The organism is Serratia quinivorans, assembly GCF_052113645.1.
Taxonomy (GTDB): Bacteria; Pseudomonadota; Gammaproteobacteria; order Enterobacterales; family Enterobacteriaceae; genus Serratia; species Serratia quinivorans_B.
Window position 1 is genome coordinate 156688 of record NZ_JBIEIU010000004.1, and the last position, 22455, is coordinate 179142.

25 protein-coding genes are annotated in these 22455 nt (G+C 57.9%); 10 read left to right on the plus strand and 15 right to left on the minus strand.

Annotated elements, in window-relative coordinates; all coding sequences use genetic code 11:
- Positions 1–40 precede the first annotated feature (40 nt).
- Both ybiB and ACGS9J_RS09920 read right to left on the minus strand, forming a co-directional pair.
- Positions 41–1000, minus strand: a complete 960-nt coding sequence (ybiB, locus tag ACGS9J_RS09915) for a DNA-binding protein YbiB (protein ID WP_442230756.1) — start codon at positions 998–1000, stop codon at positions 41–43.
- 171 nt (positions 1001–1171) lie between these two features.
- On the minus strand, positions 1172–2596 hold the full coding sequence (locus ACGS9J_RS09920) for an MFS transporter (protein WP_442230757.1): 1425 nt from the start codon (positions 2594–2596) through the stop codon (positions 1172–1174).
- A 100-nt stretch (positions 2597–2696) separates the two neighbouring features.
- On the opposite strand from ACGS9J_RS09920, the gene ACGS9J_RS09925 reads away from it, so the two are divergent.
- Positions 2697–3533 (plus strand): helix-turn-helix transcriptional regulator, encoded by an 837-nt coding sequence (locus ACGS9J_RS09925; RefSeq protein ID WP_442230758.1) that lies wholly within the window; start codon positions 2697–2699, stop codon positions 3531–3533.
- 2 nt (positions 3534–3535) lie between these two features.
- Here ACGS9J_RS09925 and ACGS9J_RS09930 read toward each other — a convergent pair whose 3' ends face one another.
- Together ACGS9J_RS09930 and ACGS9J_RS09935 are read right to left on the minus strand one after the other, a co-directional pair.
- The gene (locus ACGS9J_RS09930) at positions 3536–4165 is read right to left on the minus strand and encodes a LysE family translocator (protein ID WP_442230759.1); all 630 of its coding nucleotides are present in this window, start codon (positions 4163–4165) and stop codon (positions 3536–3538) included.
- A 105-nt stretch (positions 4166–4270) separates the two neighbouring features.
- The gene (locus tag ACGS9J_RS09935) at positions 4271–5185 is read right to left on the minus strand and encodes a DMT family transporter (RefSeq protein ID WP_442230760.1); all 915 of its coding nucleotides are present in this window, start codon (positions 5183–5185) and stop codon (positions 4271–4273) included.
- A gap of 136 nt (positions 5186–5321) precedes the next feature.
- Between ACGS9J_RS09935 and ACGS9J_RS09940 the strand changes: the two genes are divergently transcribed.
- A complete protein-coding gene (locus tag ACGS9J_RS09940) occupies positions 5322–5756 on the plus strand; it encodes an Lrp/AsnC family transcriptional regulator (RefSeq protein WP_442230761.1) in 435 nt (144 codons plus the stop codon).
- Here ACGS9J_RS09940 and dinG read toward each other — a convergent pair whose 3' ends face one another.
- The 4 genes from dinG to ACGS9J_RS09960 all read right to left on the minus strand — a co-directional run bounded on the left by dinG (position 5757) and on the right by ACGS9J_RS09960 (position 9510).
- Positions 5757–7955, minus strand: coding sequence for an ATP-dependent DNA helicase DinG (dinG, locus tag ACGS9J_RS09945; RefSeq protein ID WP_442230762.1), 2199 nt, complete (start codon positions 7953–7955; stop codon positions 5757–5759). It abuts the gene before it with no gap.
- Positions 7956–8017: 62 nt separating this feature from the next.
- On the minus strand, positions 8018–8404 hold the full coding sequence (locus ACGS9J_RS09950) for a tautomerase family protein (RefSeq protein ID WP_442230763.1): 387 nt from the start codon (positions 8402–8404) through the stop codon (positions 8018–8020).
- On the minus strand, positions 8394–8726 hold the full coding sequence (locus tag ACGS9J_RS09955) for a carboxymuconolactone decarboxylase family protein (protein ID WP_442230764.1): 333 nt from the start codon (positions 8724–8726) through the stop codon (positions 8394–8396). The genes ACGS9J_RS09950 and ACGS9J_RS09955 overlap by 11 nt, the downstream gene beginning before the upstream one ends.
- A gap of 133 nt (positions 8727–8859) precedes the next feature.
- Positions 8860–9510 (minus strand): glutathione S-transferase family protein, encoded by a 651-nt coding sequence (locus ACGS9J_RS09960; RefSeq protein WP_442230765.1) that lies wholly within the window; start codon positions 9508–9510, stop codon positions 8860–8862.
- Positions 9511–9751: 241 nt separating this feature from the next.
- On the opposite strand from ACGS9J_RS09960, the gene ompC reads away from it, so the two are divergent.
- The 3 genes from ompC (at position 9752) to ACGS9J_RS09975 (ending at position 12761) form a co-directional block, all read left to right on the plus strand.
- Positions 9752–10849 carry a porin OmpC gene (ompC, locus tag ACGS9J_RS09965; RefSeq protein ID WP_442230766.1) on the plus strand — a complete coding sequence of 366 codons (1098 nt, stop codon included), beginning with the start codon at positions 9752–9754 and terminating at the stop codon, positions 10847–10849.
- A 211-nt stretch (positions 10850–11060) separates the two neighbouring features.
- Positions 11061–11909 (plus strand): GNAT family N-acetyltransferase, encoded by an 849-nt coding sequence (locus ACGS9J_RS09970; RefSeq protein ID WP_442230767.1) that lies wholly within the window; start codon positions 11061–11063, stop codon positions 11907–11909.
- Between the two features lie 21 nt (positions 11910–11930).
- Entirely contained in the window at positions 11931–12761 is an 831-nt protein-coding gene (locus ACGS9J_RS09975) for a 5'-nucleotidase, lipoprotein e(P4) family (RefSeq protein WP_442230768.1), read from the plus strand.
- 104 nt (positions 12762–12865) lie between these two features.
- On the opposite strand, the gene ACGS9J_RS09980 is transcribed toward ACGS9J_RS09975, so the two are convergent.
- From ACGS9J_RS09980 to ACGS9J_RS09990, 3 genes are all read right to left on the minus strand, one after another.
- A complete protein-coding gene (locus tag ACGS9J_RS09980) occupies positions 12866–13384 on the minus strand; it encodes a GNAT family N-acetyltransferase (protein WP_442230769.1) in 519 nt (172 codons plus the stop codon).
- A gap of 2 nt (positions 13385–13386) precedes the next feature.
- Positions 13387–13956, minus strand: a complete 570-nt coding sequence (locus ACGS9J_RS09985; protein WP_442230770.1) for a helix-turn-helix domain-containing protein — start codon at positions 13954–13956, stop codon at positions 13387–13389.
- A 123-nt stretch (positions 13957–14079) separates the two neighbouring features.
- On the minus strand, positions 14080–15570 hold the full coding sequence (locus ACGS9J_RS09990; protein ID WP_442230771.1) for an MFS transporter: 1491 nt from the start codon (positions 15568–15570) through the stop codon (positions 14080–14082).
- Positions 15571–15674: 104 nt separating this feature from the next.
- Here ACGS9J_RS09990 and ACGS9J_RS09995 point away from each other — a divergent pair, with 104 nt between their 5' ends.
- The 5 genes from ACGS9J_RS09995 (at position 15675) to ACGS9J_RS10015 (ending at position 18721) form a co-directional block, all read left to right on the plus strand.
- Positions 15675–16328, plus strand: a complete 654-nt coding sequence (locus ACGS9J_RS09995) for a helix-turn-helix transcriptional regulator (protein ID WP_442230772.1) — start codon at positions 15675–15677, stop codon at positions 16326–16328.
- Positions 16329–16495: 167 nt separating this feature from the next.
- Positions 16496–17419 carry a drug/metabolite exporter YedA gene (gene yedA / locus ACGS9J_RS10000; RefSeq protein WP_442230773.1) on the plus strand — a complete coding sequence of 308 codons (924 nt, stop codon included), beginning with the start codon at positions 16496–16498 and terminating at the stop codon, positions 17417–17419.
- Positions 17420–17521: 102 nt separating this feature from the next.
- Positions 17522–17698: a hypothetical protein gene (locus ACGS9J_RS10005; protein ID WP_442230774.1), complete on the plus strand. Its 177-nt coding sequence runs from the start codon at positions 17522–17524 to the stop codon at positions 17696–17698.
- A gap of 277 nt (positions 17699–17975) precedes the next feature.
- A complete protein-coding gene (locus tag ACGS9J_RS10010; RefSeq protein ID WP_442230775.1) occupies positions 17976–18341 on the plus strand; it encodes a hypothetical protein in 366 nt (121 codons plus the stop codon).
- Between the two features lie 2 nt (positions 18342–18343).
- Positions 18344–18721, plus strand: coding sequence for an HVO_A0114 family putative DNA-binding protein (locus ACGS9J_RS10015; RefSeq protein WP_182821195.1), 378 nt, complete (start codon positions 18344–18346; stop codon positions 18719–18721).
- A gap of 41 nt (positions 18722–18762) precedes the next feature.
- On the opposite strand, the gene ACGS9J_RS10020 is transcribed toward ACGS9J_RS10015, so the two are convergent.
- Genes ACGS9J_RS10020 through ACGS9J_RS10035 form a run of 4 tightly spaced genes read right to left on the minus strand, consistent with a single transcriptional unit; the run spans position 18763 to position 22417 of the window.
- Positions 18763–19542, minus strand: coding sequence for a phosphate/phosphite/phosphonate ABC transporter substrate-binding protein (locus tag ACGS9J_RS10020; protein WP_442230776.1), 780 nt, complete (start codon positions 19540–19542; stop codon positions 18763–18765).
- Positions 19543–19551: 9 nt separating this feature from the next.
- Positions 19552–20328: an ABC transporter permease gene (locus ACGS9J_RS10025; RefSeq protein WP_442230777.1), complete on the minus strand. Its 777-nt coding sequence runs from the start codon at positions 20326–20328 to the stop codon at positions 19552–19554.
- A complete protein-coding gene (locus ACGS9J_RS10030) occupies positions 20325–21260 on the minus strand; it encodes an ABC transporter ATP-binding protein (protein WP_442230778.1) in 936 nt (311 codons plus the stop codon). The genes ACGS9J_RS10025 and ACGS9J_RS10030 overlap by 4 nt, the downstream gene beginning before the upstream one ends.
- Positions 21257–22417 (minus strand): ABC transporter permease, encoded by a 1161-nt coding sequence (locus ACGS9J_RS10035; RefSeq protein ID WP_442230779.1) that lies wholly within the window; start codon positions 22415–22417, stop codon positions 21257–21259. Before ACGS9J_RS10035 ends, ACGS9J_RS10030 begins: the two co-directional genes overlap by 4 nt.
- Between the last annotated feature and the right edge of the window lie 38 nt (positions 22418–22455).

A 22455-nucleotide genomic window follows, 5' to 3' on the forward strand; every position in this document is an offset into this window, starting at 1 on the left:
TTCAGCCGATGAGCGAAATATTCCAGTATAGCCAAGGGTGTTACGCGCTGCGTAACCGTTCCAGCCCCTGTTCCAGGCTGTCAACTTCACCGGCGGCCAGCAGGCAGCAGGCTATCTGACGTTGGATTGCCAACGGGATCGCCACTTCCCCCGCCAGGCAACGCTCGGTCCAGCGGGCGGTGGTTTCGGCATCCTTGCTTGCCGGCAGTTCCGGCGTTTCGTCCTGCGCCGGTCGTTCCAGCAACACTTGTTGCTCGCCATTAACGATGTAATGGATCTGCGGACAGCGCTGCGGGTTGGCGTAGGCTTCCCCTTCGGTGCCGTGCATCAGTAATCCGCGGGCGCCGATCTGACGGAAGAAAGACGCCACTCGGCCAACGTATTCCGGGTGCGAAACGCTGGCAATACGCAACACATCCTGTTCGCCAAACGGCGTCGCCAGTTTAGCCAGCGTGTGGGCGCTGTTACGCACCCCCATGCGCCAGCGCAGACCAAGTTGAACATCCAAAGGGGCAGACAAAGCGGAGACCGGGATAAACACCGTTTCGCCCTTATCCAAACGCTGTTGGGCATGCGCGGCGTCTTGCGACCAGGGCAGCCCCAATGCCTGGAAGGTTTCCGCGCTGGTCACGCGGGTGCTGTCATCCAGCACGCCGTGCACCACCACCGGCAACCCGACACGCGTCAGCAACAGTGCCAGCAGCGGCGTCAGGTTCGCCTGTTTACGCGCACCGTTGTAGCTCGGCAACACCACCGGCATCGGCCGTGCCAGTGGTGCCTGCAGACGCATCACTTGCTGCTGCATCGCCTGATAAAAACCGAGCATTTCCTCTTCGGCCTCGCCTTTAATACGCAGGGCGATCAGGATACCGCCCAACTCCAGCTCACCCACTTCACCGGCCAACATCCTTTGATAGAGCTGAAAAGCGGTTTCCCGATCCAGATCGCGCGCGTGGTTTTTGCCGCGGCCGATTTCTTTGATAATTTTGGTGTAATCCATCGTCTGCTTTCCCCTGATTCAATCTGGGATCAGCATACCTTATCCACGCCGCCGCTCAACCTCATCCGCCAGTTGCCGTTGGGCCGCATCACCGGCGTGCAGCCCGTCGATATCTTCGGTACTGCGGTTCTGGCTCCTTTGGCATTTTCGGTTAGCAGCAAATATCCCGGTTTACTGAAGGGCCAGTTTGCGCTGTTTTTGGATGATCCACCTCAACAGGATAAAGGCGACGACCATCGCCAGCAGGTTGTAAACCATCGCCCCGGCAAATGCCTGTCCATAGCGTTCGGCCCCCGCACCGCCTGCCAATAAGGGAACAAAAAACGCGCCGCTGGCGGCAATGCCCAATGCGCCCCCGACCTGCTGCACGGTAGAGATCACCCCGGCGGCCATCCCGGCCTGTTGCTCTTTCGCCAACCCCAGCACCAGATTAAGCAAAGGGGTCATACTCAGCGCCTGCCCAAAACCCAGGATCACCAGCCCCGGCAGTAACCCTAACGGCTGCACCAACGCCGCGCCCCACAGCACCTGCGCCACCAATAGCGCCATCCCGGCGGCATAAATCAGCACGCCAAGCGCCAGCACGCCATTACCCCAACGCAGGGCGAGCTTCGGTGCCAGAAACGAGGCCAGCATAAAGGCCGCGCTGGCAGGCGCAAACAGACTGCCGGCCTGAAACGGCGTCAGCCCGATACCCGCCTGCAATAGCAGGGCAAAACACAGGAAGAACGAAGAGGCGGTCGAGTAAATCGCTAACACCACCGCCACGCCAGGGGCAAAATTTCCCTGCCGCAGCAGCGCCGGATCCCATACCGCATCTGCGCAACACTGTGCCAGACGCCGTTCCCAGCGGATAAAAATCCACAGCATTCCTATGCCGAGCGCCAGCGTCGGCAACACCCACCAGGGCCAACCGCGCGACGGTCCTTCCAGCAGCGGTACGAGCAGCAGCAACAACCCCGCCGCCGCCAACAGCAGTCCAATAGCGTCCAGCCGTTGAGCCTGTTTGAGGCGTGATTCCGGGATATGCCGCGCCGCCAGCATCGCCAGCGCACCAATCGGCAAGTTGATCAGGAAAATCATGCGCCAGCCACTGCCGAAAATATCGGCTTCAATAATAAACCCGCCGAATATCTGGCCAAAAATCGCCGCCAGCCCCAACGTCATCCCCAGCCAGGCAAAGGCTCGCCGCCGCTGATGCGGATCGTACAATACGCGCATCAGCGCATAAATCTGCGGAAACAGCAGTGCCGCCGCAGCCCCCTGAAGAAAGCGCGCTACGATCAGCATACTGAGAGACGTTGCCATGCCGCACAGCGCCGACGTCAGCGCAAACCCCAGCATGCCGAGGCTGAACATGCGACGCCGACCAAAGCGATCGCCCAAGCGGCCACCGGCAATCAATAACACGCCGAATGCCAACTCGTAACCGGCAATAATCAGCCCCACGCCGGCAAAATCGGCCGCGAACTGCTGCTGGATCACCGGCACCGCCACGTTCACCACAAACAGGTCAAACACCGTTACAAAGCCGCCCAGCAGCAACACCGGCAACCCCAACAGACGACGATTGCCTTCCGCTAATGACTGTTCCATACAGGCCTCCAAAGATTGAGATGGCGGCAGTATGGAACATGTCTTAAACTGTTACTATATAGCCAGTTATACTATTACTATCAGCAACAGGATCGTCACTATGCCGCCACGCACCCTCAATCGAACCCGTCAGGATCTGGCCGATTTTCTGCGCCAAAAGCGTGAAAAATTGTCACCACAGGCCGTTGGGCTGCCAAGCGGCACCCGACGTCGTACGCCGGGGCTACGGCGTGAAGAGGTCGCCGCGCTGGCTGGCGTCGGCCTGACCTGGTACACCTGGCTGGAACAGGGGCGGGAAATCAACGTTTCGGTAGATTTTTTGGAGAATCTGGCGCGGGTGCTGAAGCTGGATGCGACCGGGCGCTACCATCTGTTTTTGCTGGCACATCAGCGCCCACCGGTGGCGGTCGGTCATCAATGGTGTCAGGTTTCGCCACTGGTACGCCGCCTGCTGGACGACTTGCAACTGCGCCCGGCTTACGTAATGAACCTGAGCTGGGACATCATCGCCTGGAACCCGGCGGCGGAGCGGCTGTTCGCGATTGGCGATCGCCCGGCGGAGCAACGCAATATGCTGTGGATGCTGTTTGCCGATCCGCAACTCAACCAACGGCTGGTGGAATGGCAAACGCAGGCACCGCAAATCCTCGCCAGCTTCCGCCGCGACTATGCCCGTGCGCCGGAAGATGCCACCATGCAGCAGCGGGTCGAGGCGCTGGGGCAGGTATCGCCTCAATTCCGCCAGCTGTGGCAGCAACATGACATCCACGGTCGTTGCCAGGGAGAACGCACTTTCAACGTAGCGGGCGCCGGACAGGTGACCTTCGAACATGCATCCTTTATCGTCGATGAGGAAAATCATTTGCGGCTGGTCATGTACAGCGCGCTGCCACAATGTCCGGCCAGTGCGGCTTTTGAAGCATTGCTGCAGGCGTAAGGTTATTTGCGGCTGTCAAAAATCAGCTTGCAGGCCAGCCCGGCGAACACCCCGCTCAGCAGGTAATTCGGCCAGCGCGCACTGAAGCGACGGCCGACAAAACGGCTTTTCATGCTGCTGACCGCCAGGATCAGCCCGCCGTTAATCACCAGCCCCACCAGATTCAACACCGTTGCCAACGACAGCATTTGCACCACCAGCGAACCGGCTTGCGGATCGATAAACTGCGGGAACAGCGCCAACACGAACAGCGCCATTTTTGGGTTGAGGATATTGGTGAATAACCCCTGCCGGAAAATTCGTGCGGCAGGCACCGTGGCCAATCCCGTAGAAGCCTGCAAACTGCTGCCGGATCGCAATGTTTTCCATGCCAAATACAGTAAATAGGCAGCACCCAACATGCGCACTGCATCATAGGCCAGCGGGACGGCGACAAACAGTTGCGACAGGCCCAACGCCGCCGCCAGGGTATGGCAATAGGTACCGAGTTGGATCCCTGCCAGTGACGCGAAACCGGCACGGCGTCCCTGGCTGACGCTGCGCGAAGCAATCAGCAGCATATCCGGGCCTGGTGTGACCGTCAGCGCCAGACAGGCACCGGAAAACAGCAAAAGCGTGGAAGCATCAATCATAAATGGCCCTGAGCGTAGCATGACGGGAAGCTGGCTTTATCATAGTCGCGCTGCCGCCGTTTGCCAGCGCCAAATCACGGCCACGGCGCGCTGCTGATGGTGCAATCACTGCTCGGGTGCCTGCTTGCTGCCTGGCAGCGCCGCCAGCCGAACACGGCGTTCGCCCAGCAGGTTCATGCCCGCGGCCGCCAGCAGGATGATCGCCGCACCGGCAAACTGCAGCGCCACCAACCGGTGACCGAACGCCAACCGATCCACCAGCATGGCGGCGATCGGATAAATAAACGACAGCGATCCAATCAGGTTGGTTGGCAACTTTTGGATCGCGCCATACAGCAACACGTACATGATCCCGGTGTGCAACACCCCCACCGCCACCAACATGCCCCATTGTTCGGTATTGGCCTGTGCGTGAAAATCCACCAAGGGCAGCAGCATCACCGCGCCGACAGTCACCTGGATCAGCGCGATCAAATGCGGTGGCGTTCCTTTCAGGCGTTTGGCGGCCAGCGCCATCAGCGCGTAAAAAAACGCCGCGCCCAGCGACAACAAAATCCCCATTAGGTAGTTGTTCTGCCCGCCCGCCTGCTTCGGTTGCGCCAATACCACCAGCATCATGCCGATAAACGCCAACGCCAGCCACAGCAGCTTACGGGCGGTCAGCTTCTCACCGAGAAACAGTGCCCCCAGCGCCACCAGCATAAACGGCTGGGTGTTGTACACCGCCGTGGCGATGGAGATCGACGCATAGGAGTAGGCGGCAAACAGCAACAGCCAATTGATCACCAGCGCAATACCGCCGGCAATCGCCACCAGCAGCGTCGTGCGCGTCAAACTGTCACGTCGCAACTGGCCCAGCGCCGCACAGATGGCCAGCAGCACCAGCGCCCCCACCGCACAGCGCCAGAACACCACATTGATCACCGGCTGGCCGGACATCAGCACAAACCAACCGATGGTGCCGGAAATCAGCATCGCGGCAATCATCTCCAGCGAGCCGCGTTTTATCTCTGCGTTCATCGTTATTTCCTCACAGTAGGCCAATACCCTTAGCTTGCGGCTTTCCTGCGTCGGTTTCCATGGCATAAAAAAGGCAAAAGTGCTTAACTGCCTTTTTATTGAAGGCATAAATTTACAATGACCTAATGGAGAGACTATGGATGATATCGATCGCCAGATCCTGAGCCTGCTGGCAGAGGATGCACGGGTGTCGCTGAAAACCCTCAGCGCCAGCGTGGGGTTGTCGTCACCCAGCACCTCGGAACGTCTGCGGCGGCTGGAAGAAAACGGCGTGATCCAGGGCTATACCCTGAACGTCAATTTGCAGGCGTTGGGCTACGCTTTTCAGTCGCTGGTGCGCATCAAACCGCTGCCGGGCATGCTGAAAAAGGTCGAACAGATGATCCAGGAGATCCCGGAAGTGATTGAGTGCGACAAGGTCACCGGCGAAGACTGTTTTATCGTGCGTCTGGTGGCGCATTCGATGGAGCAACTCGACCAGATCCTCGATCGGCTGGCCGAGCGTGCGCAAAGCAACACTTCCATCGTCAAAACCACGCCGGTGAAGCGCCGCCTGCCGCCACTGCTTTGATTAACGCGTACGCCGACGGGCGAACGGATTCTTGCGCTTTTTGTCTTTTTTCTCTGCCGCAGCGGCAGATTTGACCGCGGCCAGGTGCGCCTTGTCAGCTTCAGGGACTTCGCGCTGTTCGATAGGAAACACCGGCAGTGCCGCCAGCAAGCGCGAGCCGTAACTTTTGGTCAGCAGGCGGCGATCGTAAATCACGATCTCGCCATGACACTCGTTGCTGCGGATCAGCCGGCCCACTTGCTGGATCAGGTTGAACGAGGCGCTCGGCAGGCTCTGCACCTCAAACGGATAACGCTTGAGCGATTTCAGCCACTCACCTTCGGTCAGGATCACCGGGCTGTCGATCGGCGGGAAGGCGATCTTGTGGATATGCACCTGGGTCAGCAATTCCCCCTTCAGATCCAATCCTTCAGCGAAGGATTGCAGGCCGATCAACACACTGGCGGTGCCCTTCTCGACCCGCTTGCGGTGCTCCTCCACCAGGCGATAGCGCGGCTGATCGCCCTGTACCAGCAGCATCAGGCGCAGATCGGTCACGTAGCTGAGGAAAGTCTGCATCGCCCGGTGGCTGCTGAACAGGATCAGCATGCCCTTGTGCTTGCCGCTGGCCTGCTCGGCGCGGAAAAAGCGCGCCATTTCTTCCAAATGTTCGGCTTCGTTGGCCATCGCCGGCTCAAAACGCATGTTCGGGATAACAATCTTGCCCTGCTCGACGTGGTTAAACGGCGAGGAGAGGGTTTCAAAACGATCGCCGGCTTTTTCACTCAGCCCGCTCATTTCCTGCAGGCGCGCAAAGCTGTTCAGCGAACGCAGCGTCGCGGAGGTGATCACCACGTGCGGCACCTTGCGCCACAACAGCTTTTCCAGTTGATCGCTTACGCGAATGCCTACGCAGTGCAAATACAGGTGCGTCACGTTATCGCGCAGATCGCGCGTGACCCATTTGGAGATCGGCGCATTGGAAGACTTGTCCAGCGCCGCCAATCGCCACAGTTTGCTCATCGCCTCCAGGTAGCCCAGGGTGCGGCTCATCTGAATGATGGCACGGTGCAGTCGCACAATGTCGTGCTTGCCGGTTTGCTCGCTGAGATCGTTGAGGATGAATTCCGCCACCCCACGCAAAGCGTCGGTCAGCTTGAACAACCGCGCGCTGGTTTCCACCATCTCCGCCGGTAGCTCGCCCATTTCGAACCGGTGCTCGGCAATCACGGTGTCGGTCGGCAGATAGGCGCTGACCTGATGCTCGAAAATCTGGATCAGTTCGCGCAGTTCTTCGCAGTGGTTTTTCAAACGTTCGTCGTTGGTCAGCCCCGGCGGGCTTTTCGGCCGGTATTGGGTCATGCACTGTTCAACCTGGCGCACGATCATGTCGAGCTGCAGGTTGGTCGACAACGCGGTGATTTCGCCCTCAATCTCCAGTGCGTCACGCGCCACCTCCGGCAGATGATGGCCTTCGTCCAGCACCAGCAACAGCTCTTTCGGGTTTGGCAGCACCGATTCGGTTTCCAGCGCCGCCATCACCAGGGCATGGTTAGCCACCACCACGTCGGCGGTTTCAATCTCTTTGCGGGCAATATAAAACGGACATTCGCGGATGTAATGGCAGTTGCGCCCCAGGCAGTTGGCCTTGTCGGTACTCAGCTTGATCCACAGCGGATCGTCAATCGACAGCTGATAATGGTCACGCAGCCCGTCCCACTCATGGCGGCTGAGCGCTTTGCTCAGTTTCTGGCACAACGCCTGCTCTTCCCCACTGGAAGGGGCCAGTTCGTCATCCAGGAACAGCGTCAAATCGCCCTGTTCGCTGACGTCAGTACTCAACGCCGCCAGATTGCGCGGACAAACATAACGCCCACGGCCAAAGGCACCGGTGAATTTCAGATCGGGAATGATCTTCTTCAGCAGCGGCAAATCCTTGCTGTAGATCTGATCCTGCAACGCCACGTTGGCAGTGCTGACCACCAGGGGTTTGCTCTCGGCGCGACCCACGGCGATCCCCGGGATCAGGTACGACAGGGTTTTGCCAACGCCGGTCGGTGCCTCAATCGCCAAGTGGCGCGGATAATCCCCGGCCAGGGTTTTCGCGACTTCGGCGATCATCTGCCGTTGCGGGGCACGGGAAATAAAATCCGGTATTTGTTGCTGCAGGGCTTTGTACCACTGGCCAATCTGATCTTTAACTGCGGGGGAGAGCGCCATTCAACTCTATATCTCAACGAAATGATGGCGCTATTGTCCCACAGACCGTCGGCTGCGTCAGCCTAGCCTTCGATCATTGAGGCGCGGCCCGCACTGAACGACCACTCGTCCAATTGCGTGGTGGTGATCACCACCATCACATCTTGCGGACGCAATTGCAGATTCTCTTCCAGCAACACCGCCAGCCGTTGATAAAAACGCTGCTTGGTGGCGGTGTCGCGCGGGCGGCCAATGGTGATGTAAAACAGCACATAATCCGCCGAACGCGGGCCACCGAGATAGTCACGATCGTAGATCAGTTCGCCCGGGCGGTATTGATCTATAGCCTGAAACTTATCGGCCGGCGGCACATGGAAAGTTTCGACCAGCGCCTGGTGCAGGCTGTCGGACAGGGTTGTCAGGTATTGCGCTGATTTACCCTGATGCAAGGCAATGCGGCTAAATGGCATGAGGCGACTCCGGTTTCAGTTCGCGCAGGCGCGCCACGGCAGAGGCCGCCGCTGGCCAGCCGGCATAAAACGCCAGATGGGTGATGACCTCGGCAAGCTGTTCAAAGCTCACGCCATTGCGCCCGGCCAATTGCAGATGAAAAGGCATTTGTTCCACGCGGTTGAGCGCCACCAGCGCTGCCACGGTGATCAGGCTGCGCTCGCGCGGCGTAAGCCCCGGTCGCTGCCATACGTCGTCAAATAATACGCTGTCGCTGAGCTGCGCCAGCTTGGGGGCAATATCGCCGAACGCCTGCTGGCCGGCCTGTTGGGAAGGTTGCATTATTTTCTCCTGTTGATGAGCGGATAGCCTGACGCTACTCGCAATCAAAGCAGGTGAAAATCGGGATTTTTAGCATTAAATGTTCAGAAAAACAGGATGGTTAATGGCCCCCGCTCAACCTGGGGGGCCAAGCCTATGCCAACGGCGCCACATCATCGAAATGGGCCTGGAACAAGGCGTTAAATTCGGAGCGCTGCTCAACCTTTCTGGCGATGGCATACAGCTTCGGGCAATGCTGTTGGAACCACAGTGGCCCCGGCCGCCAGTGAGACATCACCGCCACATAGAGATCCAGTGCGCTGAAGCTTTTGCCGAAGAACCAGGGCCCGCCATCGCAAGCGCTGGCCAATTGCAACAGTAGCCGCTGGCGATAGCGTAAAACTTCAGCCGCCAACCGCTCGGACTCCGGCCCTTTTGGCAGCCATCTTTCAGGGTGGTCGGCGTAGGTAAAGGTAGGATAAATTTCAGCGTTGATGAACAGCAGCCAACGCAGAAAAGCGGGCAGCAGTGCAGAACCCGTATGCGGCACCAGCTCGGCGTGCGGCGCGCGATCGTGCAGCAGCAAGATGATTGCCGCGCTTTCCGTCATCACTTCGCCATTCGGCAGGATCAGAGTCGGCACCTGCCCTAACGGGTTCAGTTCCAGCAGGCGATCGCGTTCAGGGCTGTCCAACTGGTAGTCCACCTCCTCATAGCCCCAGGGAAAACCGGTCAGCTCCAGCGCGGCGGCAACAATGGTAGATCCGCAACCGCGGGTACCGAGTAATGTATAAGTCTCACGCATGACTCCTCCAAAAACCAGGAACAGTATCGCTAACTGTAGACCAGCCGCGGACACTTTTCCGGGGAAGAAATTCATACTTTCCGCAACTTTTTTAATCGTTCGATATGAAAATGAATATTTTGTCATAAATAGATCATGTAACTGCGGTAAAAAACCTGCGCTGCGAAAAAACAGGCGGCACAGTGAAACAGCAGTACAACTGATGATAAGCGTCTTTCAATCGAATAAAGCAGGGTAAATCATGAAACCTAATCTTCTGGCCGTTATTATTCCGGCTCTTTTAATTGCGCAGACAGCACAGGCAGCGGAAATCTACAATAAAGACGGCAATAAACTTGATTTTTACGGCCGCGTAAAAGCACTGCACTATTTTTCTGACGATGCCGGCAATGATGGCGATAAAACCTATGTGCGTATCGGTTTTAAAGGCGCTACGCAAATTAACGATATGCTGACGGGCTACGGCCAGTGGGAATATCAGATTTCAGCCAACCATTCTGAATCCGACAGCGCGAAAGATACCAAAACCCGTCTGGGCTTCGCCGGTCTGAAATATAAAGATCTCGGTTCATTCGACTACGGTCGCAACTACGGCATTATCTATGACGTGGGCGCCTGGACGGATATGCTGCCTGAGTTCGGTGATGACGCCTACGTGAAAACCGACAACTTTATGAACGGCCGTACCAACGGCGTGGCAACCTACCGTAACAACGACTTCTTCGGCCTGGTCGAAGGGCTGAAATTCGCGGTACAGTACCAGGGCAAGAACGAAAACGACGGTCGCGCCAACAGCAAGGCAAACGGCGACGGTTGGGGCCTGTCTTCCAGCTATGAGATCATCGACGGCCTGAGCGTGGGTGCCGCCTATGCGTCCTCCAACCGTACCGCCGGCCAAAAAGCGGGCACCTTCGGTAAAGGCGATAAAGCGGATATCTGGGCCGGCGGTCTGAAATACGATAATAACGACGTTTATCTGGCGGCGACTTATTCGCAAAGCCATAACATTGCCCCTATTTCCGGCACCGCGACCATCAATAATAACTCCACTTCCGTGAGCGGCTTTGCCAATAAAGCGGAAGGTCTGGAATTGGTCGCACAATATCAGTTCGACTTCGGTCTGCGTCCATCGCTGGGTTATGTTCAGCAAAAGGGTAAAGATATTGAAGGCATCGGCGACGCCGACCTGGTGAAATATATTGATGTCGGCGCTTACTACTATTTCAACAAAAACATGTCGACCTATGTAGATTATAAAATCAACCAACTCGACGGCGACAACAAGCTGGGTCTGAAAGACGACAACGTTATTGCCGTCGCCCTGACTTATCAGTTCTGATGTGATGAATAACCACCACTGCAAACCTTAGCTTCACTTGTTAGCCAGAGTATCTTCGCCGGGCGGCAACGCCCGGTTTTTTCATTGGTGCTTTTTACCGCCTTGTTCCTGCCTAATTTGCCGCTGCATCTCCCGTAACCGCACGCGGAAACTTGCCTTATAAAACAATCGGGTCTAGATGTATAGCTTCCCCCTCAGACCGGAACTGATCATGCACACCGATGGACCCTTTGAGTATCAAAGCGCCCTGCGCTACAGCAGCGACGAGCTGGCGCAGATCCTCTGCCACTGTTTTGAAAACTACATTGTGCGGTTTGTAATTGACGGCGACACCTTCGCCCGCCGCTTTGGCGCCGAAGACCTCAGCCTGAACGACAGCATTATCGTCACCCATCAGCAGCAGCCGGTCGCGCTGGCGCTGATTAGCCGCCGCGGCTTGCACAGCCGGGTATCGGCGTTGTCCATCCGACCGGAAATGCGCGGCCAAGGGTTGGGGAAAGCGCTGATGAAACGCATTGTCGCCGATGCCCGTGAGCGCGGCGATCGCCAACTGTCGCTGGAGGTGATCGAAGGTAACGACCCTGCGCTGGCGCTGTATCATCAGGCCGGTCTGCAAATCGTCCGCACGCTGACCGGTCACCTGGCAGGCGAACCGAGAGCCGCTGACCTGGCGGAGCTGCAAGAGATCGACCCGCTGTTCGTCTCCCACCGTCTGATTGCCGAGGGTGCCACCAACCTGCCCTGGCTGATCGCGCCGGAAACGCTGTTCAAGCTGCCCGGTAAACCCTATGCCTTCAGCCTTGGCCACCAGGCCTATGCGGTGGTACAGGTGGGTGCTGATAAATGTTTTCTGCGCATGATCTACGTGCCGCCGCAACACCGCAGCCAGGGCCATGCCCGGGCAATGCTGGCCGCATTACAGGCGAAGTTTGCCCCCTTGCCGCTGGCGGCCAACGTTTACGTTCCCGACGTCGCGGCCCCATTCTTTGACCGGCTCGGCTGGCAGCAAGATGCGTTACGCCAGTTTGAAATGACGATGAGCTTAGACACACCACAATAACAACCAGAGAGTGATTCATTTATGGCAGGAATAAACAGACAAAAAATAGCCCTCGGCGCGACGTTCGGCATGGCGCTGCTGACCCTGACCGGCTGCGTGCAGCCACCCAAAACCGATCAGCAGGCCCAACAGCGATTGGCTGACCAGTCCGTGTTGGCGCTGAACTGGTTCCAGCAATCCGGAGAATACCAGGCGCTGACGCATCAGGCCTTCAACAGCGCCAAGCGGGCCTTTGATCAGGCCAAGGCCACGCCAGGCAAGAAGAAAGCCGTGGTGGTGGATCTGGACGAAACCATGTTGGACAACAGCCCGTATTCCGGCTGGCAGGCGCAGCAGAGCCAAGCTTTCGCCGGCGCCACTTGGGCGAAATGGTCACAGGCAGAGCAGGCTGGCGCCGTACCGGGTGCCGTGCAATTTGCCCGTTACGTCAACAGTCATCAGGGCACCATGTTTTACGTCTCCAACCGCAAACAGTCTGAATATGCCGCTACGCTGGCCAATATGCAGAAACTGGGCTTTACCGGCATGTCCGAAAAAACCGTGCTGCTGAGCGGTGACACGTCTAACAAACAGGCACGTTTCGATGCCATCAAAAACGCCGGTTACGACATTGTGGTGTACGCCGGTGACAACCTGAACGACTTTGGTGCCGCGACCTACCACAAGGATAATGCGCAGCGCCGGGCGTTTGTCGCCGACAACCAAAGCAAGTTCGGCACCGAGTTTATCGTGCTGCCGAACCCACTGTACGGCGATTGGGAAAGCGGCATGGCGAAGGACTATAACAAGCTGACGCCAGAGCAAAAACTGCAGATACGCCAACAGGCTATCAAGGCCTGGAACGGGCAGTAGTTGGATTAGACAGATGCTGCAATCCGTGCCCTCACTGAGTCTATTACCCTATGGATTTCGAGTTGCAGCCAACAACGCTGCAGCTTGAAAGACGACGGGGAAAATTACAGCAATTTATACATATAACTGGTGGCATCCAGCGCACTGCCATTGCTGGCGAGCGCGTATTGCGGAATGCTGCCGGCCAGTTGGAAACCCAGCAGGCGATACAGGCCTTCCGCCGTGTCGCCGGTCAGGGTATCCAGCACCAGTAAATGCCGCCGATGCTCAACCGCCACCTGCTGCACCCGTAGCATCAGGCCGCGGGCAATGCCCTGGCGGCGGGCATCCGGATGCACCATCAGCTTCAGCACCTCTGCCCGGTGGCAGCCATTGTCCGGCATATCCAGCAGCAATTGCACCGTACCGACCACCCGCCCGGCATCCCGAGCCACCAGCAGCAACCGCTCTCCTCGCTCAATCGCCGGTAACAGGCGGCACCAAAACGCCTGCGCCTGCTCAAGGCTAAACGGCATGACAAAACCGATACTCGCCCCCTGGGCTACACTGGCTTGCAGCATCGCGGCCAGTTCGGGGATCGCGCTTTGTGCCGCATCCGCGTTCAATTGTTGTATCTCAATCATGATTATGGCCTGCAGATAACGAGGGTGTAATGGGCCGGTTCGGGGCCGGGAGCATGAAACTTTGAAGCGCCGAACAAGCGATAGCGCAGACAGTCGCCCGGTTTAAGCTGGAAGGTTCGCGCCTCCAGCGTCAGTTCGAGCCGGCCTTCCAGCAGCCATAAATGATGCTCAAGCGCATGTACCGAAGGGGCGTCGTAGGCAATCACGGCCCCGGCCTCAAGCGTGCCTTCGATAAATTCCGCCTTATAGAGGGCGGCAGGCGGCGATACCGAGCGGCGATGAAAACCGCTGGCGCGATCTACCCACACCGTCTGTTGCTCACGATGCAGCAACTCTGGCGGTTCGTCCTCAACTTCGCTCAGCAGCCGCGACATGGTCAGCCCATACGCCGCGCACAGCTTGTTCAACAGCGAAGCGGTCGGGCTGGTTTCCGCGCGCTCCACCCGCGACAGCGTTGCCCGGCTGATGCCGGTTTGCTGCGCCAGCTCTTCCAGCGACCAGCCCTGCTGTTGACGTAAATCAGACAAGCGTTGCGCCAGCCGGAGGTCGGCGCTGTCCACTGCGTTATCCATTCTTTATTTGGCCTCTGATACAAAAAATCCCATATAAGAGAAATAATCTCAAATACGGGATTCGTCAATCACATTTTCAGCTGAAACCTGCAAAACCATAAAAATCAGCAGGCTAAGTTGGTATTAATCGTGGCGAACATATTCACTCGCTATGGGGACAGGAAGCGATAGATCCGGCAGGATGGTTTCGGCATCGCCGGTTGCAGCGGCCGGCGGGGTAATCGCCGCACAACGCCAGGCGCTGAAGACTGCCAGCAGCGGCGCCAATGCGAACAACAGGAACAGCCAGCGCGCCGCAGAGGCCGCCCCCGCCGATCCACCCGGTACGTTCAGCCCCGCCAGATTAGCAATCATCCCGGCCAGGGCAGCACCAAAGGCGGTCGCAAACAGTTGTACCGTGGTGATCGACGCCCCGGCAATATCCTTATCCGCCTCAGGTGAGACTTGCAGGATCCGCGTCAACAGGTGCGGCCAACCGAAGCCAATACCAAACCCCACCAACGTCAGGGCAATCACAATCGGCGTCAGCCCCGCCCAATGCCCGCCAGAAGGTATTGGCATCAACGCGCCCAGCGCTAACAACCCCACCAATACAAACACCGGCCCACTGATGATCGCCCGGCGGATGCCTGCGCTGCGCCAGCCCGAACTGAGGATCTCCGACAGCGTCCATCCCGCCGCCATGGTGGCCGCAATATAGCCGGAAATCAGCGGTGACTGACCGTGCAGCGTTTGCAGGAAATAAGGCACGAAGATTTCGCTGGTCATGCCCACTACCAGCAAAGAGACGGTGATATACAGCGAGGCCAAAGGTGAACCACGGCGTAAAGCCCCTTTTGGCAGCAGACGAGCGCGGGAGTGCGCTTCACGCCGTATCAGCCAGGCCATCATCAACACAGCCAATACGATGCCGCCTAAATTGACCCAGGCGCTGTCCGCCAGGCTGCCGGCAGACACCACCAGCACCGCCAGCGTCAGCAATAGCAACTGGGCTACCGGCAGCGCCGCCGCCTGCTGTTGTGGTTTGCCTTTCGGCAGGATCATATAGGTGAACCCGGCGTACAGCACCATGATCGGCAACAGGATACCAAAGGCCCAGCGCCAGGCGTCCAGCTCGGCAAAAATACCGCCCACCGCCGGGCCCACCAGGGTCGCGATGCCCCACATCGCCGAAATCAGCGCCATCGCCCGCGGCCACAGCTTTTGCTCAAACACCAGATTGATCATGGCGTACGAAAGCGCGAAAATCAGCCCGCCACCGAACCCCTGCACGGTTCGGCCAATCAACATCACCGGCATCGACGGCGCCAATGCACACAGCATGGCCCCGGCGATAAAGAACAGCGACGCCACCAAATAAGCACTGCGAGCCCCGTAACCACTGAGCAAGCGCGCGGATAGCGCCGACCCCAGAATGGACGCCACCACAAACAGCGTGGTGTTCCAGGCATACAGATTCAAGCCGCCGATATCCTGTACCACCGAGGGCAGAATGGTGGTGGCAACCAGAATATTGATCGCATGCAACGCGACGCCGAGTGAGAGCGCGATCGCACTGGCGCCATTTTTGCCGGAAAATAAGTCGGACCAGCGGCTATCATCGTGGGTTATCACAGTTGTCGTCCTGTTTTCAGAGGAATGGCATTGAGTTAATCGTGATATTGCGTTAAATTTAACAAGAGTTGACTTGGAATAATGGTAGGGCGAGGCGGAGAAATATGTCAAGAATAAACTTGGAAAATGGCGGTAGTCCCGCACAATCGGTCAGTGACCGTTTGCTGACACTATTAAAAACCCGCGGCCCGCAACAAGCGTCTGATGCAGGAAAAGTCCTTGGCACCACCGGTGAAGCCGCACGCCAGCAGTTCGTCAAGCTGGCCAAAGATGGCTTGGTGGAATCCGTGGCGGAAACCCGTGGCGTCGGCCGACCGGTGCAGCTCTGGCACCTGACCGCCGCCGGCAATGCACGCTTTCCGGATACCCATTCGGAATTGACGGTGCAATTGCTGCGCACCGTACGCGACAAGCTGGGTGAACAGGCGATCGAGTTGTTGATCGACACCCGCGAGCAGGAAACGCGGATTAATTACAAACAGGCGATGGTCGGTGCCACCGACTTGCAGGAACGCGTCGCACGCCTGACGGCCATTCGCTGCCGCGAAGGCTACATGGCCGAATGCCGAACTCAGGAAGACGGCTCCTTCCTGCTGGTAGAGAACCACTGCCCGATCTGTGCAGCCGCCACCGTTTGTCAGGGATTCTGTCGTGCGGAACTGAGCATTTTCACCGAGGTGCTGCAGGCGCAGGTTGAACGTTCCGAACATATCCTGGCCGGTGCACGCCGCTGTGCCTACCGTATTTCGCTGCTGTAACCGACACCCGGCGCAAGGCATCCTGCTGGCTGGCGTCACCCGGTGTATCATCACCGGCTCGCCGGCCCGTTGCCTGCTTAAAAAAGTACTGAAAAGCGTTGCTTATCCTCTGTCCGATCGAGTTTACTGAGTCCTCTAATAATAATCTCCCTGCAGAATAATAATCCATGCTGAGCCAAAGTAGCCGTAACGTCCTGCCGTTAATCGGGGCGCTGTTCACGTTATATATTGTCTGGGGTTCTACCTACTTCGTTATTCGTCTGGGCGTAGAGAGTTGGCCGCCGCTGATGATGGCCGGGATCCGTTTTCTGGTCGCCGGCATTGTGCTGTTCAGCTTTTTAGCGCTGCGCGGCCATGCATTGCCTACCCCCAAACAGTGGTTGGCCGCCGGTACCATTGGCATTTTGCTGCTGGCGGTGGGGAATGGTCTGGTCACCGTGGCGGAACACCAGCACGTGCCTTCCGGCATTGCCGCCGTCATGGTCGCGACGGTGCCGCTGTTCACGCTGTGCTTCAGCCTGTTTTGGGGGATGCGCAATACCAGGTTGGAGTGGGCCGGCATTGCGCTGGGGTTGGTGGGGATCGTGCTGCTGAATACCGGCAATAACCTGGTTGGCAACCCTACCGGTGCGCTGCTGATCCTGCTGGCCTCTGCCAGTTGGGCCTTTGGCTCGGTGTTGGGGTCACGGATTTCGCTGCCCGCCGGGCCGATGGCCGGGGCTGCGGAAATGCTGGTCGCCGGCGTAGTCCTGCTGGTCGTCAGCCAGGTCAGCGGCGAACGCCTGACACAGATGCCCAGCACCAAAGGCTTCTTCGCACTCGGATACCTGATTATTTTCGGCTCCATGCTGGCGATCAGCGCCTACATGTTTTTGCTGAAAAACGTCCGTCCGGCGGTGGCGACCAGTTATGCCTACGTCAACCCGGTGGTAGCGGTGCTGCTTGGCATCGGTTTCGCCGGTGAGTCGCTGGCGCCACGTGAATGGGCGGCACTGGTGATTATTGTCGCGGCGGTAGTGCTGGTGACGCTGGGCAAATTCCTGTTTGCGCGCCCTGCCAAAGTTCAACCGAGCAGCAGCATTAAAGAGTGACCAAAATGGCGGTCTGTGGGCCGCCATTCAAAACGATTCTTGTTTCACTTGGCAAAGAGACTATAATTCCCGCTGTTCCGGGCAACCTGCGAAATCATCCCAATGCTGAAAAAATCGTTCATTATCGTTATCTTTCTGTGTGCCTTTGGCTCACTCGGCGGCGTATTCCTGGCCGGGCTGAATATGTACACCCGTTCTACCACGCCGCAAGAAGAAACCTCTACGTCCAACGAAGCCGCTGCCACCGCCACTCCGGCGCAGAGCATTCAAGCCAAGTGATACCTCATCCGCCGCTGGCAGTGTTGTTGTAAAAAGCACTGCTGTGGCCTGATCCGCGCCGTTTCCTCATTGCGATAGTCACTCCCCTTTTTCCTCCGCCACCGCGGGGGGGATATTCGCTGCTCGCCGGCCACAGGCGAGCCAGGATTTCTACGCCCAAATCCATTCTGCATGCAAAACCTTACCTTACCTGGCTGCCGACCTCTGCCATCAAATTGCATTGATCCTGACGCGAACAAGAGTTATGGTTAGATCATAACTTTCTGGAGCACTGAAAATGGATGCAAGCAATGGACTGGACTACATCCTTAGCCTTCATGGCACTCGGGTAAACCGTGAAGATGGCTACTGGTGGAAAATAGAAGCATGGAAGGTAACCAAAACGGCTTTCATTCCCCATGGCATACGCTACAACATGACGTTACATGACAAATACAACACCCGAGTGTTTGGCATCGACAATGCCCATGCCATTAAAGTGCCTCGAAGAGGTCTATTTTCGGGCCGAATATTTTACGACCACCAACATCAAACGCCCACGGATAAAGGCTCCCCCTATGAGTTTCATTCCGTTTTTCAGTTGGTGGAAGATTTCTTCACTAAAATCGATGAAGTCATCAGCGAGAGAGAAAACCGAGGTTGAAGATGAAAGCACTGATTGGCGTAATGCCTGAAGAGTTGATCCGCAAACGGATACTGGCGATTGCAAAAGGCGAATACCAGCCACAAGAGCGTGAGCCGCAGGTCTGGTTCACCTCAATGATTGCTTTGGCCCAGGTACTCAGCAATGAAAATATCGCCTTGCTGCGGATGATTGATACGGAAAAACCGGAAACCATGAGCCGATTGGCGGAACTCTCCGGCCGGCAAATAAGCAATCTTTCCGCCACGCTGAAAACGCTTAGCGGCCATGGTCTGGTATCGCTGGAAAAAAGCGGCCGAACGGTCAAACCCAAAGCCTTGTTTACCGACTTTGAGATCATTGTTGACCAGAAATTAAATGCCCGTTTTAGTGCCGCCTGAAACCCGTTAAAGCACACTGACAGCGATGGGCTGCCGTAGCCTTACAACGCCGTCACTCCGTACGCGGCAGCCTGTTGCTCCAGCTCGGTGATTTTTTGGTATGCCGAACGCGGCACCAGGCTGAAATCGCCGATCAACAGGCTGTCGCTTACCGCTTCGCCCAACATCGCCCGCGCCCCGGCACGCAATATTTCCAGCTGTTCCGGCGGAGTCTGCGCCGAGGTAATCAGAGGTAGCCCCGGGACGCCGGCCGTTTGCCCAATGATTTTCAGCCCCGCCAGCGCCTGCGGTTGCATCCGTTTTAACAGTTCCAGGCTGACGCAGTCGACGGCGGCAATATCCGCCTGCCGATTTTTGATCAACCTGAGCGACTGATAATGCGCACCGGAGGCGACAGCAGCGCTGAAGAATTTACCGTTCTGCGCCAATGGCGCGATCAGCGCGCGCAGGCTGTTATGCCCTGACTGAGAGTCGGTGCTGTTATAGGCCGCGATCCGGCCGCGAAAATCCTCCAGTCGTTCACCGGGCTCATCGTCACGTACCACCAACCAACTGCGGTAATTCGGGCCTTCACAGCCCTCGACGCGGTAGTGATAAGTGCCGATCAACTGCACCTGCGGCAGGCTGCTGACCAGCGGATAACCGCAAGTCTGGCTGAGCAATAAATCATTCTGCTGCCAGTGCTGAGCCAAATCTTGCGGCCAGATGAGCCGTTCGGGCAGTTGCGGCAAGCCCAACTTCAGCAATTTGCCTCGCAACACCTGCCAGAAGGACTCGGCCGGTTGGTGAGTCACGCCGTACATCGGCAAAGATACTTGCATCCTATTCCCTTACCCCGCAGAAGAAGCCACCAGCGTCTGCTGACGCCAGGCAGTGAGATGGCGCACCCAGCGCTCAAACAGCATATCGGTGATGATCGCCAGCAGCGCCACTATCACCGCGCCCTGGATCACGTAGGCGGTATTAAACCCGCTCAGACCAATAATAATCGGCGAGCCGAGCGTTTTGGTACCTACGGTGGAAGCGATCGCCGCCGTGCCGATATTGATGATCACCGAGGTACGAATGCCGGCGACAATCACCGGCGCCGCCAGCGGCAGTTCAACGCGCCACAGGATCTGCCTGGTACTCATTCCCACCCCCTGTGCAACCTCGCGGATGGCGCTGGGCACTGATTCAATGCCCGCCAGCGTGCCCTGCAGGATCGGCAGCAAACCGTAAAGCACCAGCGCAATGATCGCCGGCTGTTCGCTAAAGCCCATCACCGGTACCGCCACCGCCAACACCGCCACAGGTGGGAAAGTCTGACCAACGGCCACCACGGTTTCCACCAGCGAACGGAACTCCTTGCCGGCACGGCGCGTTACGCCGATCCCGGCCGCAACCCCCACCACCACGGCAATCAGGCTGGAGACCGCCACCAACAACAGATGCGCCCAAACCAGTGAGATAAAACTGTCCTGTTGGTACACCGGCCGTTCCAGCTCGGGGAACCAGGCGGCAAACAACCCCTGTAAATGAGTCATGCCAAACACCAGCGCCAACAACAGGGCACAGGTCCAGGGCAGCGGATCGCGCAGCCAGCGCAGGGCCTGAGGCGCACTCATGACAGCGCCTTTTGGGCAATCAGATCGTTGAAATGCAATACGCCGAGAGCCTCCCCTTGCTCACCCACCACCGGCAAGCATTCGCTGCCGCGAGCCACAAACACCGACAGCGCTTCACGCAGGTTCATGGCGGCGGCGATCGGTTCACCTTCCGCATGGCCAGGACGCACCCGTTCCGCCACCGTGCCCAGCGACAACAGCTTGATGCCGCGATCGCTTCGGCCAAAGAAATCACGGACAAAATCGTTAGCCGGCGCGGTCAATAACTCCAGGGGCGTACCTTGCTGCACAATACGCCCCTGGTCGAGCAGCACGATGCGGTCCGCCAGCGCCAGCGCTTCATCAATGTCATGCGTTACCAGTACGATGGTGCGCCCGGAGAGATGATGAATGCGCGCAATCTCCGTCTGCAGCGCCGTACGGGTCACCGGGTCGAGAGCGCCAAAGGGTTCGTCCATCAGCAATACTTCCGGATCGGCCGCCAACGCGCGCGCCACCCCTACCCGCTGCTGCTGCCCGCCGGAAAGCTGGTGCGGGTAACGGTGCCGGAACAGTTCCGGCTCCAGGTGCAACAGTTCCAACAGTTCAGTCACCCGATCGCGAATGCGTGCACGCGGCCATTTCAGCAGTTGCGGCACGGTGGCAATATTTTCCTCCACCGTCCAGTGCGGAAACAGGCCGATCGACTGTATGGCGTAGCCCATGCGGCGCCGCAGATCCTGCGGTTTGAATTTTTGGATCTCTTCGTCGGCAAAGTAAATTTTGCCCTGATCGTGTTCGATCAGTCGGTTGATCATTTTTAAGGTGGTGGACTTACCGGAGCCGGAGGTGCCGATCAGTACGGCAAATTCGCCCTTGGCAATCTGCAGCGTAAGATCGTCCACCGCCGGCTTGCCCTGAAAAATCTTGCTGACCTGATTAAACTGAATCATCGGCGTGACACTTCCAAAATTGAAACCATAAATTTAAACAGCGAATCGACGATAACCGCCATCACGATCACCGGGATCACGCCCAGCAGTACCAGATCCAGCGCACTGCTCAGCAGGCCCTGGAAGACGATGGCGCCAAAGCCTCCGGCGCCAATCAGCGCCGCCACCACCGCCATACCCACGGTCTGTACCGCCAGAATACGCACGCCGGTCAGGAACAACGGCAACGCCAGCGGCAACTGCACGCGAAAGAAAATCTGCCCGCGCGTCAGCCCCATGCCACTGGCGGACTCGATCACGCTGGCAGGCACGCTCTGCAACCCGGCCACCACGCTGCGTACCAGCGGCAACAGGGCATACAGCACCAAGGCGACTATCGCCGGTGCCATGCCAATACCGCTGACACCCTGTTCCGCCAACCAAGGCACCGCCTTTGCCAACCCGGCCAGCGGCGCGATCAGCAGGCCGAACAACGCAATCGACGGCACGGTCTGGATAATGTTCAGCGTGGAAAAAATCGGCGTTTGCCAACGGGACGAACGAAAACACAGCACCCCGAGCGGTACGCCAATCAACAACGTCGGCACCAACGTCGCCAGCAGAATCGTCAGGTGCTGCAACAGCGCGGCATCAAACACGTCCTGCCGGTTGTAATACTCTTTCAGCAGCGAAAGTTGATCCAACTGATGGCCGAACAACAGCACCAGCGCCGGCAGTATCACCAGCAGATTGCCGAGCATGCGCCATAAATGTGAGGGGGTGATACGGGTCATGGCGTCGGCGGCCATCAGCAGGCTTAACGCCAATATCAACCAACACCCGCTGCCCCAGGAGGTGCGCGCCAGCTTGGAACCTTCCTGCGCCAACTGTTGGGCGGCATGTCCGCTTAGCCAGAAGGTGAGCGTCAGCAATGCCGAAGCCGCTAAAACAGTCAGGAGAGCATTGCGCCTGAGCGGCGCCAACAGGCTGAGCACCGCCAGCACCAGCAGGGGCGCCAACAACCACAGCGCCGGGCCGTGCAACAGAGAAATCAGGGAAATACTCTTGCCCGACAGCAGGCGATTGGGGGCATAACTGAGGAACGGCAGACCCAATGCGGCCAGCAGCAACAGAATAAGCAGCGTCAGTAATACGCGGTTTTTTACGGCAATAATCAAAGAAACTCTCCGGCTCCATAGTCAATGGGCCCTGTTCT